The 16,197-nt window shown below is 68.5% G+C and carries 13 protein-coding genes; 5 read left to right on the top strand and 8 right to left on the bottom strand.

Translation table 11 applies throughout. The features are described from left to right. The first annotated feature begins 99 nt into the window (after positions 1-99). The 4 genes from ASF60_RS06700 to ASF60_RS06685 all read left to right on the top strand — a co-directional run bounded on the left by ASF60_RS06700 (position 100) and on the right by ASF60_RS06685 (position 3,911). The gene (locus ASF60_RS06700; protein WP_056182359.1) at positions 100-1,095 is read left to right on the top strand and encodes an SDR family oxidoreductase; all 996 of its coding nucleotides are present in this window, start codon (positions 100-102) and stop codon (positions 1,093-1,095) included. A gap of 42 nt (positions 1,096-1,137) precedes the next feature. After that, entirely contained in the window at positions 1,138-1,380 is a 243-nt protein-coding gene (locus ASF60_RS06695; RefSeq protein ID WP_056182356.1) for a hypothetical protein, read from the top strand. 128 nt (positions 1,381-1,508) lie between these two features. Next, positions 1,509-2,792: a cytochrome P450 gene (locus ASF60_RS06690; RefSeq protein ID WP_056182353.1), complete on the top strand. Its 1,284-nt coding sequence runs from the start codon at positions 1,509-1,511 to the stop codon at positions 2,790-2,792. Positions 2,793-3,149: 357 nt separating this feature from the next. Then, positions 3,150-3,911 carry a response regulator transcription factor gene (locus tag ASF60_RS06685; RefSeq protein WP_056182350.1) on the top strand — a complete coding sequence of 254 codons (762 nt, stop codon included), beginning with the start codon at positions 3,150-3,152 and terminating at the stop codon, positions 3,909-3,911. Between the two features lie 152 nt (positions 3,912-4,063). Here the strand turns inward: ASF60_RS06685 and ASF60_RS06680 are convergent, their stop codons facing one another. Further along, positions 4,064-5,557, bottom strand: coding sequence for a phospholipase D-like domain-containing protein (locus ASF60_RS06680; RefSeq protein WP_056182349.1), 1,494 nt, complete (start codon positions 5,555-5,557; stop codon positions 4,064-4,066). Positions 5,558-5,681: 124 nt separating this feature from the next. Continuing rightward, on the bottom strand, positions 5,682-7,010 hold the full coding sequence (locus ASF60_RS06675) for an alpha-amylase family protein (RefSeq protein ID WP_056182647.1): 1,329 nt from the start codon (positions 7,008-7,010) through the stop codon (positions 5,682-5,684). Positions 7,011-7,342: 332 nt separating this feature from the next. On the opposite strand from ASF60_RS06675, the gene ASF60_RS25095 reads away from it, so the two are divergent. Continuing rightward, a complete protein-coding gene (locus ASF60_RS25095) occupies positions 7,343-7,510 on the top strand; it encodes a hypothetical protein (RefSeq protein ID WP_200935886.1) in 168 nt (55 codons plus the stop codon). A gap of 200 nt (positions 7,511-7,710) precedes the next feature. Here the strand turns inward: ASF60_RS25095 and ASF60_RS06670 are convergent, their stop codons facing one another. From ASF60_RS06670 to ASF60_RS06645, 6 genes are all read right to left on the bottom strand, one after another. Continuing rightward, positions 7,711-8,463 (bottom strand): TerC family protein, encoded by a 753-nt coding sequence (locus ASF60_RS06670; protein ID WP_056182345.1) that lies wholly within the window; start codon positions 8,461-8,463, stop codon positions 7,711-7,713. A gap of 144 nt (positions 8,464-8,607) precedes the next feature. Beyond that, positions 8,608-9,579 (bottom strand): tripartite tricarboxylate transporter substrate-binding protein, encoded by a 972-nt coding sequence (locus ASF60_RS06665; RefSeq protein ID WP_082507796.1) that lies wholly within the window; start codon positions 9,577-9,579, stop codon positions 8,608-8,610. Positions 9,580-9,645: 66 nt separating this feature from the next. Continuing rightward, a complete protein-coding gene (locus tag ASF60_RS06660; protein ID WP_056182339.1) occupies positions 9,646-11,151 on the bottom strand; it encodes a tripartite tricarboxylate transporter permease in 1,506 nt (501 codons plus the stop codon). Between the two features lie 15 nt (positions 11,152-11,166). After that, on the bottom strand, positions 11,167-11,832 hold the full coding sequence (locus ASF60_RS06655; RefSeq protein WP_056182336.1) for a tripartite tricarboxylate transporter TctB family protein: 666 nt from the start codon (positions 11,830-11,832) through the stop codon (positions 11,167-11,169). Positions 11,833-12,287: 455 nt separating this feature from the next. After that, complete coding sequence (locus ASF60_RS06650) at positions 12,288-14,309, bottom strand: methyl-accepting chemotaxis protein (RefSeq protein WP_056182331.1); 2,022 nt, start codon at positions 14,307-14,309, stop codon at positions 12,288-12,290. Between the two features lie 20 nt (positions 14,310-14,329). Then, positions 14,330-15,313: a DctP family TRAP transporter solute-binding subunit gene (locus ASF60_RS06645; protein WP_056182328.1), complete on the bottom strand. Its 984-nt coding sequence runs from the start codon at positions 15,311-15,313 to the stop codon at positions 14,330-14,332. Between the last annotated feature and the right edge of the window lie 884 nt (positions 15,314-16,197).

Raw genomic sequence — 16,197 nt, 5'->3', positions numbered from 1 at the left:
GCCTCTCGCCCGGCCGCGAACGAACGCGGCTGGTTCGGGTTGACCCGACGGGTACGGCGGTTCCGCCGGTGCCCCGTTCATCGAGCAGCGAAAGTCTTCATGACCGAGACGAAGACCGATCCTTCGCGGCGTGCCCTCGTCGGCGGCCTCTCCGCCGGCATGGTGGCCGCCCTCGGGAGTGCGGCCGGTGCCCAGGAGCAGGTGGCCCAGACCGATACGTCCCCCAATCCGCCCCGGAGCTATCCGCGGCCGCCCTTCGAGCGGCAACAGCAGGATTGGCCGGGCCTCGCGAGCCGGATGGTGCCGCGCCCGGACCACGGCGAGACGACCTACAAGGGCTCCGGCCGGCTCGCCGGCCGCAAGGCCCTGATCACCGGCGGCGATTCCGGAATCGGCCGCGCCGCCGCCATCGCGTATGCCCGCGAGGGTGCGGATGTGGCCATCAACTACCTGCCGGCCGAGGAGTCGGATGCGGCCGAGGTGGTGGCGCTCATCGGCCAGGCGGGACGCAAGGCGGTGGCGCTGCCCGGCGACATCCGCGACGAAGCCTTCTGCCAACGCCTCGTGGCCGATGCGGCCCGGTCCCTCGGCGGCCTCGACATCCTGGTCAACAACGCCGTGTACCAGAAATCGCAGGTTTCGATCCTGGACATCACCACCGAGCAGTTCGACCAGACCTTCAAGACCAACGTCTACGCGATGTTCTGGATCACCAAGGCGGCGCTCGCCCATCTGGGCCTCGGGGCGGCGATCATCAACACCGCGTCGGTGAACGCCTACGAGCCCTCCGAGACCCTGCTCGACTACGCCGCCACCAAGGCGGTGATCGTGAACTTCTCCAAGGCGCTCGCCAAGCAGCTGGCGCAGAGCGGCATCCGGGTGAATGCCGTCGCCCCCGGACCGTTCTGGACCCCGCTCCAGGTCTGTGGCGGCCAGCCGCCCGAGAAACTGCCGGGTTTCGGCAAGGATACGCCGATGGGGCGCCCGGGCCAGCCGGCGGAGCTGGCGGGCATCTACGTCCTCCTCGCCTCCCATGAGGCGAGCTACTCGACGGGGCAGGTCTTCGGCGCCGTGGGGGGACGCGGCGGCCCGTAGCGCGCAGGGGAGGCCGGATCGTTGGCGGACGGAGAAGGCGTGATGAACAAGGCCTATGGTGTGCAGGTGACGGTGATTCCGGCGGGTGCGGGGGAAGCGACCGTGGCGCCGGTGATCGTCGTCGCCCGCGACGAACAGGACGCGGCGCTCGTGGCCGCCGAGGCGGCGGGCTCGGGTGCCCAGGCCGAAACCCTGCGGGAACTGAGCCCCGAGGAGATCGCCGAGCACGGGCTCGATCTCCACGCGCCTGGCAGTCTCAAGGCCCTGCCCCTGCTGCGACTGTGACCGCAGGGGGCCGCCCGGCGCGCGGCTGAACATCCCCTGCGGCCCGCGGGTTGGACCCCGAGAGTCGACGTTGGACCCCACCCCGAACGGTTCGACGGGCTTGAACGGTTCGACCCCAGGGAGCCCCGATGACCGCGAACCCCGCCATGCTGGACCAGAGCCGCGACGCCACCCCCCTGCCGCGCGCGTCCGGCTTCGACAGCACCCTGGCGCTGCTGGCCGAGGGCTACGCCTTCATCCCGAACCGCTGCCGGGCCCTCGGCACCGACCTGTTCGCGACCCGCCTGATGCTGAGCCCGGTGCTCTGCATGTCCGGTGCCGAGGCCGCGCGCCACTTCTACGACGATCACCGCTTCACCCGACGACACGCCCTTCCGCCGACCGCGTTCGCGCTGATCCAGGACCACGGCAGCGTGATGGTGATGGACGGGGAGGCCCACCGCCGGCGCAAGGCGATGTTCCTCTCGCTCGTCGGCCCCGAGGCGCTGCGCCGCCTCGCCGACCTGACGGTGGGGCATTGGCGGGCGGCCGCTGCCCGCTGGGCGCGGCAGGACGCGGTGATCCTCCTCGACGAGGCGCATGCCGTGCTGACGGCGGCGATCAGCGAATGGGTCGGCCTCCCCCTGGATTCGGGCGAGACCCGCGACCGGGCGACCGAGTTCGCCGCCATGATCGCCGGCACGGGGGCGGTCGGCCCCCGCAACTGGCGCGGTCATCTCTACCGCGCCCGTACCGAGCGATGGGCGCGCCGGGTCATCGCCGAGATCCGCGACGGGCGGCGGGCGGTGCCGGAGGGTGCGGCCCGCACCATCGCCGAGCATCGCGACCTCCAGGGCCGCCTCCTCGACGTGAAGACCGCCGGGGTCGAGCTGATCAACGTGCTGCGGCCGACCGTGGCCAATGCCCGCTACGTCGTGTTCGCCGCCATGGCGCTCCGGGACAACCCTGCCTGTCGCGAGGCCCTGCGCGGAGCCGATCCGGGCGCCCTGGCGCGCTTCACCTTCGAGGTCCGCCGCGTCTACCCCTTCATCCCGTTCATCGGCGGCCGGGTGCGGGAGCCGTTCACCTGGCGCGGCCATGCGTTCCAGGCCGGAGCCTGGGTGCTGATGGACCTCTACGGCACCAACCACGATCCCCGCCTGTGGCCCGAGCCGGACCGGTTCGATCCCGAGCGCTTCCGCGACGCGCCGCCCGGCGCCTTCGACCTCGTCTCCCACGGCGCCGGCTCGGCCGCGACCGGCCATCGCTGCCCGGGCGAGGGCATCACCCAGATTCTGGTCGAAACCCTGACCGATCAACTGGCCAACGGGATGACGTACACGATCCCACCGCAGGACCTGACCCTCGACCTCGCGAACATCCCCGCCCGCCCGCGTAGCGGGCTCGTGCTGCGGGACGTGCGGCCGGTCTAGCCGCCATCCGACTGGTCATGGGGCGCGCTTGCTCTCGGCAGGGGCCCGACGGACAGGAGATTCCGGCACAACGGGCGAGGCCGGCGAAAGTGCTTGAGAGGACCGCCCGGCAATAGAATGAGCGTCACTGGACCGTGGTCTTGCGTCGTCGCGGCGGATCGACTGAGTATCCTCATTCGTCTCCAGTCCGAGTGGTATTATGACATTATCAAATATCAATCCGGCGATGATTATAAAGTAATCGCTTGTCATTAAAATTCTAACGCGATAACTGAAAAAATTGTCGCGGAATTCATCACCGGTCCGCGTCGGGATGCCGCCGGAAGGCATCCTTCAAGGATCGCGATGGGAGTTCCGATGATGTCCGGTATCATGATCGAATCCGTCCTTCCCCACGAGAAGGTCGAGACTTCGACTATCGTCATCATCGATCCTCGAATTTTGTTCCGGGAAAGTCTGCTCTGCCAGATCCAGATGAAGGGCGACGCGCCGAACGTCCTTGGAGTCTGCACGGTCACGCATTGGCAGCAGGTGGCGCCGGCGCATCCGGGCGCCTCCGTCATCGTCATCGCGGCGACCCACCGCCGCGTCGCCCAGATGCGGAGCGAGTTGGACACCCTGGCCATCATCAGCCCGGGCGTCCCCGTGATTCTGTTGTCCGAGATCGAGGACGATCATCAGGTCACCGAGGCGATGCGCCGGGGCTTGCGCGGCTTCATTCCGATGACGAGTTCGCTGAAGGTGGCCCAGAGCGCCATCGCGCTCGTGCTGGCGGGGGGGCGCTTCGTACCTTCCGAAATCCTGTGCGCAATCCCGGCACCGCAGGTACCGGAGCCGCGCGGAGCCGATGCGGTCCGGCTCACGGAGCGCGAGGCGGCCGTGCTCGGCGGCCTGCAGATCGGCAAGCCGAACAAGGTGATCGCCTATGAACTCAACATGTGCACCAACACAGTGAAGGTTCACGTGCGCAACATCATGAAGAAGCTTCAGGCCAAGAACCGGACCGAGCTCGCCTACCTGGTCAACACCCGCGGCGTGGTGTCGTCGGCCCCCCATCTCGGCGGCGCCTGGTTCCATGCGCGTCCCTTGGCAGAGCACGCGGCGGCACAGCCCTCGTGATGCCCGCCCGAGCGGGCGGCACGGCGGGGGCGACCGATTCCGCGCTTCGACGTCACCCCTGCCCGGGCGAGCTGCGGATTCGTGCGCCGTCGAACCGCGCTCCCCAGACACGATCCGATCCCGGGGCGGGGCAGAGATAAGAGATCGGGGGGTTAGAGATAGGGCAGCAACAGCCGCACGCTCGCGTCCCGGAGCCGGACCGGTAGGCTGCGACCGGTCAGCTCGGCGCATTCCAGGCGGGTCGTCATCTTCGCCTGCATGGACCGGCCGAGCTCGGTTGCCAGAGCCGGGTCGTAGAGCTCCAGGTTGAGTTCGAAGTTCAGGCGGAAGCTCCGCATGTCCCAGTTCGCACTGCCGACGAAGCACCAGGTTTCGTCGACGACGAGCATCTTGGAATGCTCGAAGGGCGGATCGTTCAGCCAGATCCGGACGCCGTGATCCAGCAGCAGGCCGACATGGGCACGGGTGGCCCAATCCACGAACCGGTGGTTGCTGGCACGCGGAATGATGACGTCCACGCCGACGCCCCGGGTCGCCGCGAGCAGGAGCGCGATCGTCAGCACTTCGCTCGGCAGGAAGTAGGGGGTGACGAGCCGGATGCTGCGCTGTGCCCCGTTGAGGGCATGCAGCACCACGTGCTCGATCTTCTCGATGTCGGCATCCGGCCCGGAGGTCACGACCCGGGCCATCGTGCCGCCGGCCAAAGCCGCCGTGCCGCCGGCCAAAGCCGCCGTGCCGCCGGCCAAGGCCGTGCTGTCGCTGGCCGGGGCGGGTTGCCAGCGGTCGCCGTGGAGATCCTCGCCCGCGGCGAACATCCAGCTTCGGGCGAAGGCGCCCGCGAGCTGCCGGACGACCGGCCCTTCGATGCGGAAGTGGGTGTCGCGGACCGGGTTCGGAGGATGCCAGCCGACGCGGTTCTCGTCCGCGATGTTGATCCCGCCGGTGAAGGCGGTCGCGCCGTCGACGATGAGGAGCTTGGTGTGCGTCCGCAGGTTCAGGAACGGCATGCGCCAGGGCAGGGCCGAGTGCATGAACAGGGCGGCCGGCACGCCGGCCCCCCGCAGGCGCCGGTAGATCGGGTGCCGGAAGTAGCCGCCGCCGATGCCGTCGATCAGCACGCGGACCTCGGCGCCCCGGGCCTTCGCGGCGACGAGGGCGTCGAAGAAGGCCGCACCGGTCCGGTCATTGCGAAAGATGTAACTCGACAGGGCCACGGACCGCTGCGCGCGGCCGATGGCGTCGAGCATCGCCGGATAGGCCTCGTCGCCGTTCCGCAGCAGGCGGACGGCGTTGCCCGCCACCAGCGGCAGGCGCGTGATGTGTCGAACAGCGTGGTCGAGCGCCCGAAAGGCCGGGGCGATCGCGGGTGCCTGCGGCGGCTCCGTCTGCGCCGGCTCCGAGGGGGGCACCGCGAGCTGTCGTGCGCGGCGGGTGACGCGGTTGATGCCGAACAGCAGGTACAGCGCGGACCCGGAGAGGGGCGCGAGCCAAGCCAGTCCGATCCACCCGATGGCCGTGCCGACCTCGCGCTTGTGCAGAAGCACGTGGATCGTCAGCAGAAGCGCCGACGCCAGACCGATCCCCATCAGGACGTTGGATCGGATCGACCCGGACGCCGCGATCCACCGATGAAACGCCTCTTCCACAGCCGCCCCGGGGTTCCGATACCGACACCGTGGATACGGGACCGCGGCCGGTTCGCAAACCACGCACGCATCCGCGCCGTCTCGCGCCGAGCGTTCTGTCCCGCGCAGGCCGTTCGCGAGCGTGTCAGACGGCCAGCACGGCCCAGCGATGGGGTCCGAGACTTGCCCGCGCATCCCGTGTTCCGGCGTCCGTCACGACAGCCTCTCCGGCTTCCACCGAGCGGGCGTCCGGCGCCGGAACGACCGCCGCGTCCTCGGCGAGGTTCAGGGCGAGGAGAAGGCGTCGCGTTCCGTCGCCGACCGACAGCACGAGCTGGGTGTTCGTCAGGTGAAGCGTCCGCGTGCGGGCGCGGTGCAGCCAGGCATGGCGGCGGCGCAGGGCGATCAGCGTCTGGTGCAGCCGGTAGATCGGCCAGCCGAAGGGGGCGAGATCGGCCGGCGTGTCTGGAAAAACCGGCCGGATCGCATCGTCCCCGCCGATGCGATCTTCCTTCAGGCCGCGGAAGGCCTGCTCGTCACCTGCATAGATCGAAGGCGTGCCGCCGCAGACGAGCAGGATCGCGAGGGCATGGGGAAGGTGGCGCTCATCCACGAGGCGGCTGGCGATCCGCGTAACGTCGTGGTTGCCCACGAAGGTGAGCGGCACGAACGTATCGAGAAAGGCGTTGTGGCGGTCGAGCGCGTGGGCGAGTTCGAACAGGTTACGGTCGTTGAGCGCGCTCCAGATGGCCTTCCAAAGCTCGTACTGGGTCACCGCATCCAGGCCGGTGTCGCGCACGAGGGCGGCGTAATCGCCGTGGATCACCTCGCCGAGCAGGTAGGCGTCCGGGTGGGCCGACCGCACGCGGCCCAGGACATCGGCCCAGAATCGCCGCGGCACGGCGTAGGCCGCATCGAGGCGCCAGCCATCCACGCCGCGGGCGAGCCAGTGCGTCATGACGGAGACGACGTAATCGGCCACTGGGGGCGCGTCGTGATTCAGCGTCACGAGTTGCCGGTGCCCTTCGAAGCAGGCGTAGTCCGGCTCCGCGCCCGGATGACCGCCATGCGGCCAGGACAGCTTGAACCACCCGGCCCTGGGTGCTTGCTCGCCCTGCTGCAGAACCTCCTGGAAGGCGGGATGCGCGCGTCCGACATGGTTGAAGACGCCGTCGAGGAGCACGCGCAGGCCCCGCGCATGGGCGGCCTCGATCAGGGCAACGAGATCGGCCTCGTCGCCGAGGCGGGGATCGACCCGGAAGGGATCGACCGTGTCGTAGCCGTGGGTGGAGGCGGCGAAGACGGGCCCGAGCGCAAGTCCCGTGGCGCCGAGCTCGACGGCATAATCGAGCCAGGCCTGCAGGTGATCCAGGCGATGCACGACGGGAGCACCCGCTGCGGTCTCGGGCTCGGCGCCGACGAAGCCGAGCGGGAAGACCTGCCACCAGATCGTGTGTTCAATCCAATCCGGCACGGCACCGCCTTCGTCCAAGACCGGCAGGAAAACGCGTCAGGTCCGCCTCGGGTGCCATACCGCGCTCTGTTCGCCCATCACGTGTTCGTCGGGCACGCGAACGGCCGTTGAGGCAGGCTTCGGAGGTCCGATGACGCGGTGACGGCGCGCGGCATAATATTGCTGTCTCGAACATGAAGTCTAAGAACCATAATGCAAGATACTTCGACCTGACCGGTTCGTATCCTCATCCATGCAGGACTGGTATATCTGGCATAACGCATCTGGCATACCAGTCTTGGGCGGGAAGCGTCATATCAGCGTCAACGCAATCGCTTCTCGGGACAACCTTCATGCTCACCCTGCTTCTCGTCGTCGCCGCCGGTACCGCCAACATCGCGCTCGTGGCCTTCGTGGCCGATCGGTTGACCCCGAAGAGCACTGCGTCCGTCATCTCGGCCGGCGAACTGGCGATCGTGAACGACAACGTTCCGGCCTCCGCGGTGAAGCTGGCGGCCTGACGGACCGTCCCCCGGCCCGTATCAGCGGACCCACGCGACCGAACCGATCGGCCCCGCCCCTCGAAGGCGGGGCTTTTTTTTGACCCGTCACCTGTCGCCGCGCCGAGCCGGGCAAGGCCCGCCGAAACAACGCGAGTCTTGATCGGAGCGCGAGTCTTGATCGGAACGCAAACCTCGATCGGAACATAAGTCTCGATCGATCAGCTGCCGAGCACGTCCGCCTCTGCCCGGCCCACCGCTGCGGCCTGCTGCTGCGCGATGGCCCTGTCGGACTTGCGCTTGAGAAGGAGGCCGATGCCGACCACCAGCGCGGCCCCGAGGACGCCCATCGCGTGCGGGACGGCCCCCTGCAGGCCTGCGGGCAGCACCGCGACCATCTGCTGCTGAACGAGCCGATCCGTGGCGATCATCTCGCCGGCCACCCAGCCGAGCAATCCGCCGCCGAACCAGATCAGGATCGGGAACCGGTCGATCAGCCGGGTGATCAGGCTGGCGCCGACCACGAGGAGCGGCACCGACAAGGCGAGGCCGATGATGAAGAGCTCGTCGTGCCCCTTGGCTGCGCCCGCCACCGCCACGACGTTGTCGAAGCTCATCACGGCATCCGCCACCACGATGGTCCAGATCGCCTTGGGCAGGCTGGAATGCTCTTTGACGGCGCTCTCGTCCTCTTCCTCGCCGCGCACCAGCTTGACGGCGATGTGCAGCAGGATGAGTCCGCCCAGGACCTTCAGCAGCGGCACCGCCAGCAACTGCGAGATGATGACGGCGAAGAAGATCCGCAGCAGGGCCGCCGCGAAGGCGCCCGCGAAGACGCCGATCCGCCGCTGCCGCTCGGGCAGGCCTCGGCAGGCCATGGCGATGACCACCGCATTGTCGCCCGACAGGATGATGTCGATCCAGACGATCTGGAGGAGCGACAGCAGGAAGGAGGAGGTAAGGTAGGAATCCACGATCAGGCGCCTCTGATGCTCCGGCCCGGTGAAGCGGTGGTGTCCCGTGCCGGCGCCCGTTGTCCTGGACGCCCGTGCGAAGAAGGGCAACCGACGTGTTGAAAGAGCCGGCCCCCCGGACGGGAGGCCGGCCCCGAAGTCGTGTCAGGGATTGGCTTCGACGGCGGAGCGGAGCACGGGCGTCCACCGCGCCACCTCGCGCTCGACCAGTGCCTGCAGGGCGGCGGGACCCGCTTCGGCCTCCTTCGGCACGGTTCCGCCGAGATCGAGGATGCGCTTGGTCGTGGCCGGGTCCTTGAGCGCGGTGTCGAGGGCGGCGGTGAGCTTGGCCCTGACATCCGCCGGCAGGCCCTTCGGCGCGAACACGGCGTTCCAGGCGCTGACCTCGTAGCCGGGCAGGCCCGCCTCCTTTGTCGTCGGCACGTCGGGCAGGCTCGGGGAGCGCTCGGGCGTGGCGATGGCGTAGGCCTTGATCGTCCCGCCGGCGATCTGAGGCGCGACGTTGACGATCTGATCGGTCATGAAGTCGACCTGGTCCGCCATCAGATCGTTCAGCGCAGGCCCCGTGCCGCGATAGACCACGAGCGTGGGCTTGGCGCCGGCGAGGGAGTTGAACAGCACGCCCGTCGAATGCGAGACGGAGCCGACGCCCGCATGAGCCTGGTTGATCGTCGGGCCGCGGGCCTTCAGCACCTCGATGAAGCCCTTCAGGTCCTGGGCCGGGAAGCTCTTCTTGGCGACGATGACGATCGGCGTGCCGGCGGCGAGGCCGATCGGATCGAAGCTCTTGGCCGGATCGTATTTCAAGCCCTTGAACAGGGCCGGCGCGGCGCCGTGCGTGCCCATGTGGCCCATCATGATGGTGTAGCCGTCGGGCGCGGCCTGCGCGGCGCGGGTGATGCCGGTGGTGCCGCCGGCCCCGGTGACGTTCTCGATGACGACCTGCTGGCCCAACGCGCGCGACATCGGTTCGGCGACGATCCGCGCCACCACGTCGGTCGGTCCGCCGGCCGCGAAGGGCACCACCATGGTGATCGGGCGCTGGGGATAGGTGTCGGCGGCCGCACCGAACGCAGCGAGTGCCGACAGGAGGCCGATGGCGAGTGCCCGTCTCATGTTCCTCATCCTTCTGGTTTCTGGTTGTCGAACCCGTTGCCGCAAGACGCCGAGGCGTCCACGCCGTCAGGCCTCCGTGAACACCGCGTCGCGGCTTCGTCGCAGCGACGGCAGCAGCGCCGCCGCCAGGATGGTGAAGGTGACGAGGAACAGCACTGCGCTGACCGGGCGCTCGAGGAACACCAGGGCGTCGCCGCGCGACAGGGTGAGGGCGCGGCGCAGGTATTCCTCCATCAGCTTGCCCAGGACGAAGCCCAGCAGGAGCGGCGCGGGCTCGAAGCCGAACTTGATCAGCCCGTATCCGAACACCCCGAAGGCCGCGATCAGCATCACGTCGGTCGGCTGCGCATTGATGGAGTAGATGCCGATGGAGCAGAACATCAGGATCGCGGGGAACATCAGCCTGTAGGGCACCTTCAGCAGGCGCACCCAGATGCCGACGAGCGGCAGGTTGATGACGAGCAGCATGAGGTTGCCGATCCACATCGACGCGATCATGCCCCAGAACAGGTTGGGGTTCTTGGTCATCACGCCGGGACCCGGAACGATGCCGTGGATCGTCATCGCGCCGACCATCAGCGCCATCACGGCGTTCGGCGGAATGCCCAGCGTGAGGAGTGGAATGAAGGCCGTCTGCGCGCCGGCGTTGTTGGCGCTCTCCGGGCCGGCGACGCCCTCGATGGCCCCGCGCCCGAACCGGCCCGGATCGCGGGCGAGCCGCTTCTCGATCGTGTAGGCCGCGAAGGGGCCGAGCACGGCGCCGTTGCCGGGCAGGATGCCGAGGATCGACCCGATCGCAGTTCCGCGCAGCGCCGAGGGGGCCGCCTGCCGCAGGTCCGCCCAGCTCGGCAGCAGGCGGCCGATCCGCGCCCGGGCGATCTCTCGGGTCTCGGTCTGGTCGAGGTTGCGCAGGATTTCGGCGACCCCGAACAGGCCCATCGCCAGCACCGAGAAGTCGACGCCGTCGGTCAGGAAGCCGAAGCCGAAGGTCATCCGCTCCTGGCCGGTCTCGAGGTCGGTGCCCACCGTGGCGAACAGGATGCCGACCAGGATCATGGCCACGGCCTTGAGCACGGAGCCGTGCGCGAGGACGACCGCGAAGGCGAGCCCCATCACCATCAGGGCGAAATACTCCGCCGGTCCGAAGATCAGCGCGAGGCGGGTCAGCGGTGCGCCGAGGGCCGCGATCAGCAGGGTGGCGACGGTGCCGGCGAAGAACGAGCCGATGGCGGCGATGCCGAGCGCCACGCCGGCCCGGCCCTGGCGCGCCATCTGGTGCCCGTCGAGGGTGGTGACGACCGAAGTCGCCTCACCCGGGATGTTGACGAGGATCGCGGTGGTGGAGCCGCCGTACTGCGCCCCGTAATAGATCCCTGCGAGCATGATCAGGGCGCCGACGGGATCAAGCCCGAAGGTGATCGGCAGGAGCATGGCGATGGTGGCGATCGGCCCGACGCCGGGCAGCACCCCGATCAGCGTGCCGACGAGGCAACCCAGGAAGCAGAGCGTCACGTTCTGAAGGCTCAGCGCGACGGCGAAACCGAGGCCGAGATTGGCGAGGAGATCCGTCACGTGCCGCGCTCCCGATCAGGTCGTCATCGCGTGCGGGGCGACGTCGGTCCGGCTCCGGCGGGTGGAGCGGCGCTCCAGGGCGAGCAGGCCCAGTCCCGCCAGGGCGAGCGCACCGGCCGCGAGCCGCAGCATGACGCGCGACGGAATCGTCCCGCTCGCCGCCTCGATGAGGGCGGTGGGGAAGATGGGAATGGGCAGGTTGAGCAGGTCGCCGAACAGCAGCATGCATCCGGCGGTGAGGAGCAGGGCCAGGATGAGAAGTTCGCGAAAGCGCGCCTCGGGAGTCGCATAGCCTCCGATGATCACCGCGAGCGGTCCCGCAACGATGAGACCGAGGCCCGGACTGGCAACGGAGCCGAGGGCGAAGGGCCGGATCGTGATCGCGAAGGCCAGGATGGCCAGCACGACGGTGAGGGGGCCGCGCAGGCCTGTGGTCTGCAGGCCTGCCCCTTCGCGGGCGAGGCCCGTCACGGCGAGAACGCTTCCGCAGGCGGCGACGCCGATCGCCACCCAATGCGGCAGCATGCCGGGTCCCATGGCGCCGAGGGTGCCCCGCGGCAGATCGCTCGCGGCCCAGAGGCCGAACATCCCGAGCAGGACCAGCCCGAGGCCGGCCACGAAGCTCTGTGGCGCGCGCACCACGGACCTCGTCCGCCGCACGGCGTCGGATGCGTCGCTCATCGTTCCTCCCCTGCGCGCCCCGCCTTCGTTTCTCGGGCGTATGGCACGGCGATATGCGCGTTCCCGTTCGTACTGACGGAAGGCCGGCTCGAGGATGGCCTCGGCAGCCAGCGCTTCCGTTCACACAGGACGATGCGCCCTGTCGGATCGGGGTCGTCGAAAATGATTGTTGTCCAGAATCTATGCCGTAACGCGAAGTCTCCACAAGGGCCGGCGTCTACGCATACGCTCGATTTCAAGGTTTGATTTCAGGACATCTAGGCACGTTACAGAGCGCACTTTAATCCGGCTGCGATGGCGGAACCCGCATTGCTGCGCTTCGCTCGGCCGCCACCACGTCCCGCCGTGATCGTCCGATGACGGCGACGCCGCGCGCGGAATGCGGAACGCCCTCGTCGAGCCGGGGAGACCGGTTCGATCCCGGTCTCCCGCCTGTTCGACGCCGTCCGGCCGCCTCAGGCAGCCTTCACCGCCGTCAGGAACGTGCCCACCTCCTGGCGGAGGCTTTCCGAATGGTGCGAGAGCGCCTGTGCCGCGCCGAGCACCTGAGTCGCCGCCGTGCCCGTCGAATCGGCGCCGAGGCGCACGTCGTCGATGCTGCCGACGACCTGTCCGGTCCCGTTGGCCGCCTGCTGCACGTTTCGGGCGATCTCCTGGGTCGCCGCCCCCTGCTGCTCCATCGCGGCCGCGATGGCGTTGGAGGCCGCCGCCATTTGCCCGATCGTGCTGCCGATGGCCTGGATGGCCGCGACGGAATCCTGCGTGACGGCCTGGATGGACGCGATCTGCCCGGCGATCTCCTCCGTCGCGCGCGTGGTCTGACCGGCGAGCTCCTTCACCTCGGAGGCGACGACGGCGAAGCCCCGTCCGGCCTCACCCGCCCGGGCCGCCTCGATGGTGGCATTCAGCGCCAGGAGATTCGTATGTCCGGCGATCTTGTTGATCATCGCGACGACGGTCTCGATCCGTTCGGCCGCACTGGCGAGCTGCCGGACCAGCCCATCCGTCCGGCGCGCCTCGTCGGCCGCCTGCTGGGCGATGCGGGCCGACTGACCGGCCTGCTGCGTGATCTCCTGGATCGACGCGGACATCTCCTCGGTGGCCGCGGCGACGGTCTGGACATTCGCCGAGGTCTGTTCGGCCGCCCGCATCGCGCCGGTGGATTGCCGGGTCGTCTGCTCCGCGGTGCCTGCCATGCCCTGGGCCGTGGCCTCCATCTCCGTGGCGGCGCCGGCCAGACCCTGCGTGAGAACGGAGACATTCGATTCGAACGCCTTCGTCAGGGCGTCGAGCTGGTCGGCACGCCGCGTCTTCGCGTCCGCCTCCTCGGCGGCCGCAGCGTCGGCCTGCTCCTTGGCGATGAGTGCGTCCTTGAAGACCTGCACCGCCCGCGCCATGGCGCCGAGCTCGTCGGCGCGGCGGGCACCCGGCACGATCACGCCGTGATCCCCTGCGGCGAGGCGCTGCATCGCGCCGGTCATGGCCGTCACCGGCCCGGACACGCCGCGGCCGACGCGCCAGGCGAGCAGCCCCCCGATGACCAGGGCGACGGCTCCGATCCCGATCACCCGCTGGCTCAACTGGCTCGCATCCTCGGTCATCACCGTCATGATCTGGCGCTGCTCCTGGACTGCCCGTTCCCGGGTCTCCCGGCCGAGGCCGATCAGCCCGTCGCCGGTCTGCTTCAGGGCCTGATAAGCGACCTCGACGTCATTGGCCCCCTGCAGGACGCCGTCCAGAGCTGCCTTGAAGGCTGCGACCCTTGCATTCGCCACCTTGAGGGAGGTCTGGAGCAGTCCGGCCTCGTCGAGCTGGGACAACGCCTGCAGCTCCCGGGTGTAGCGCCCGAACTCGACCGTGGCGGTGCTGGCATCCGCCGGGTTGTTGCTGGAGCGGAACAGATAGACGGCGCTCATGCTGGCCTGGAGCGCCCGATCGGCGCGAAAGGTCGCGGCGGCAAGACCCGGCTCTGGCGCGGCGCGCTGCGCCATCGCGTAACCGGCGTTCGAGAGCGTGGCACCGAGCTTCACCAGGTCGCCGAGGGCGGCTTTCCGCTTCTGCATCACGCTCACCAGGGCATCGGCGCCGGTGACGTAGTCGAGAGCCCGGTTCCGGACCGCCGCGTCCCGGCCGTCCGCCTGTTGGCCGGCAATCTCCGCCTTGAGGGCGGCGAGACCGGTCTTGAGGTCGCTCAACATCTCGCCCTGTTCCGTGCGCATGTAGTTGAGCACCAGGCGCCGCGCCCCGTTGAGGCGCAGCTCGAACGCGCTCGCCTCCTCGGCCGCCTGCATGCGGGCGCCGGTGGCCTCGATTTCGGCGTTGAGCACGCTGACGCTGCGGAAGGTCATGAGCGCGGACACGGTGAGGAGCAGCAGCACCACGCCGAAACCCGCGAGAATGCGCTGGGAGACCGAGAGGCGGTCGAGGCGGAGGAGGGAGTCGAGGCGGAGAAGGGAGTCCGGACGGAGAAGGGACATGGGCGGGAGCCTCGAAAGCGTTAGCGGACGGACTTGATCTGGCGGATCGTTTCGGCGCCGAACCTGGCGCTGAATCCGGCGGTCGCGGATTGCAGGCTCTGTTCGAAGGCGGCGCGATCGACGGAGGCGACCACGTTCATCCCGGCCTTGCGCAGTTCGTCCACCCCCTCCCGCTCCGCGCGCCCGGCCGCCTCGCGGGAGACCTGGCCCGCAGCCCGGGCAGCCTCGGTGAAGGCCTTCTGCTCGGCAGGGCCGAGGGCGTCCCAGGCCGTCTTCGACATGACGATGACGGCCCAGGAATAGACGTGACCACTGAGGGTCAGGTGCTTCTGGACCTTCTCGAAGCGCGAGGCCGAGATGACCGCGATCGGGTTTTCCTGCCCGTCGAACTGCCCGGATTGCAGCGCGCCGTAGAGTGCCGGGAAGGCCAGCGGCTCCGCCTTCACCCCGAGGCTGCGAAAGCCCGTGAGCATGATGTCCGATTGCGGCACCCGCATCGAGAGGCCCTTCAGGTCCTCCGGGTTCATGACCGGATGCTTCGAATTGGTGATGTGGCGCATGCCGTTCTCGCCCCAGGCGAGCGCGACCATGCCCTTCTGCTGGAACTTCTTCAGGTAATCCTGCCCGACGGGGCCGTCGAAGACGGCGTGGGCATGGCTGGCATCGCGGAACAGGAACGGGATGTCGAAGATCCCGAATTCGGGGATGATGCTGGAGAAGGGCGCACTGGTGATGAAGGCGATGTCGAGGTGCCCCAGGCGGAGCTCCTCCGCCATCTCGACCTCGCCACCGATGGTGCCGTTCGGATACAGCTCGACGCGGGTGGTGCCGCCGGTGCGCTGGGCGACGTCCTTGGCAAAGCGCTCCGCCCCCGCCCCGAGTTGCGAAGTCTGGGCGAAGAGGAAGCCGAGCCGCAGAACGCGCTCCTCGGCCTGCGCCCGGGTGATGGTCAAGATCGAGCAGAGCCCGACGATCGTTGCTGCAACTCTGAGACGTCCAGGCACCGGCGTATCCTATGCGATAGTCGTCGGGTGCTTAAATGCCTGCGCTTAAAAGATCATTGACAGCGCCGGTGCCGAAGCTGGCCTTCGAGCGCTTTCGAACATCTTGAAGCGGACGCTATCCGCTACTTGAGGGGTCCATTCAGCGGGCGAAGGTGCTTGTCGAAAATCTTCGAAGGTGCGTATCGAAGTTCATGGAGGCTTACCCGACCAGCGAGGTCCGCCAGGCCTGCCGCCGCCGAGCATCCCACCGGTGCTTCACGATCACCGCCCGCGCGCCCGACCCCGTGACCTGTGCCTGAGGCTCCCTCGCACCCATCCCATGGTGCGCGAAGGCCTCCACACCCCCGTTGCGCGGAGCCCTCGCATGGGCTACCAAAGCGACACGGTCAGCACCCATAGCTCAGCTGGATAGAGGGTTGCCCTCCGAAGGTGGAGGATCCGACGCTCCCGCATGCTAAGTGCCGCCAATCCCTACAATAACTTAGCAGCCTAGCGTGCGTACACACTGCGCAGGGAAGCCTGTCGCGGCGCAAAAGGGCCACATCGGGGCGTGGAAGATGCCTTCGATATACGTCTCGGCGACGGTACTCGGACGGCTTGCATCATACGAGCGCAAGCCAAGCGGCGCGTCCCATCGTGCACGGGAGTAGGCGAGATTAGAGAAATCGGCGCCGCTCCGAATTACATCTCCAGCCGGTTGAAAGCTATCATCCGGGTTGTGACCCGCCTTCAAAACCTGCTTGACGCCAGCAGAAATCCTTCACCCATCAAGTAACACGAAGTCCTAGGGTGTGAACCGAACCAAGACGTTGCGAGAATTCTGGTTTTGTGATTCAGAGCCGCCGTTTGCAGCACGGAGGCGGCGATGGCGGACCTGTTCTGGC

It is taken from the genome of Methylobacterium sp. Leaf113 (assembly GCF_001423325.1).
Taxonomy (GTDB): domain Bacteria; phylum Pseudomonadota; class Alphaproteobacteria; order Rhizobiales; family Beijerinckiaceae; genus Methylobacterium.
The sequence above is the reverse complement of the archived record's forward strand: the minus strand, read 5'-3'. Positions and strand labels throughout refer to the sequence as shown.

Coding starts and splice junctions, on each gene's coding strand:
- ASF60_RS06665 (WP_082507796.1), bottom strand. CDS start 9,579: ATGAGACGGGCACTCGCCATCGGCCTCCTGTCGGCACTCGCTGCGTTC.
- ASF60_RS25095 (WP_200935886.1), top strand. CDS start 7,343: ATGCTCACCCTGCTTCTCGTCGTCGCCGCCGGTACCGCCAACATCGCG.
- ASF60_RS06685 (WP_056182350.1), top strand. CDS start 3,150: ATGATGTCCGGTATCATGATCGAATCCGTCCTTCCCCACGAGAAGGTC.
- ASF60_RS06695 (WP_056182356.1), top strand. CDS start 1,138: ATGAACAAGGCCTATGGTGTGCAGGTGACGGTGATTCCGGCGGGTGCG.
- ASF60_RS06650 (WP_056182331.1), bottom strand. CDS start 14,309: ATGTCCCTTCTCCGTCCGGACTCCCTTCTCCGCCTCGACTCCCTCCTC.
- ASF60_RS06655 (WP_056182336.1), bottom strand. CDS start 11,832: ATGAGCGACGCATCCGACGCCGTGCGGCGGACGAGGTCCGTGGTGCGC.
- ASF60_RS06690 (WP_056182353.1), top strand. CDS start 1,509: ATGACCGCGAACCCCGCCATGCTGGACCAGAGCCGCGACGCCACCCCC.
- ASF60_RS06700 (WP_056182359.1), top strand. CDS start 100: ATGACCGAGACGAAGACCGATCCTTCGCGGCGTGCCCTCGTCGGCGGC.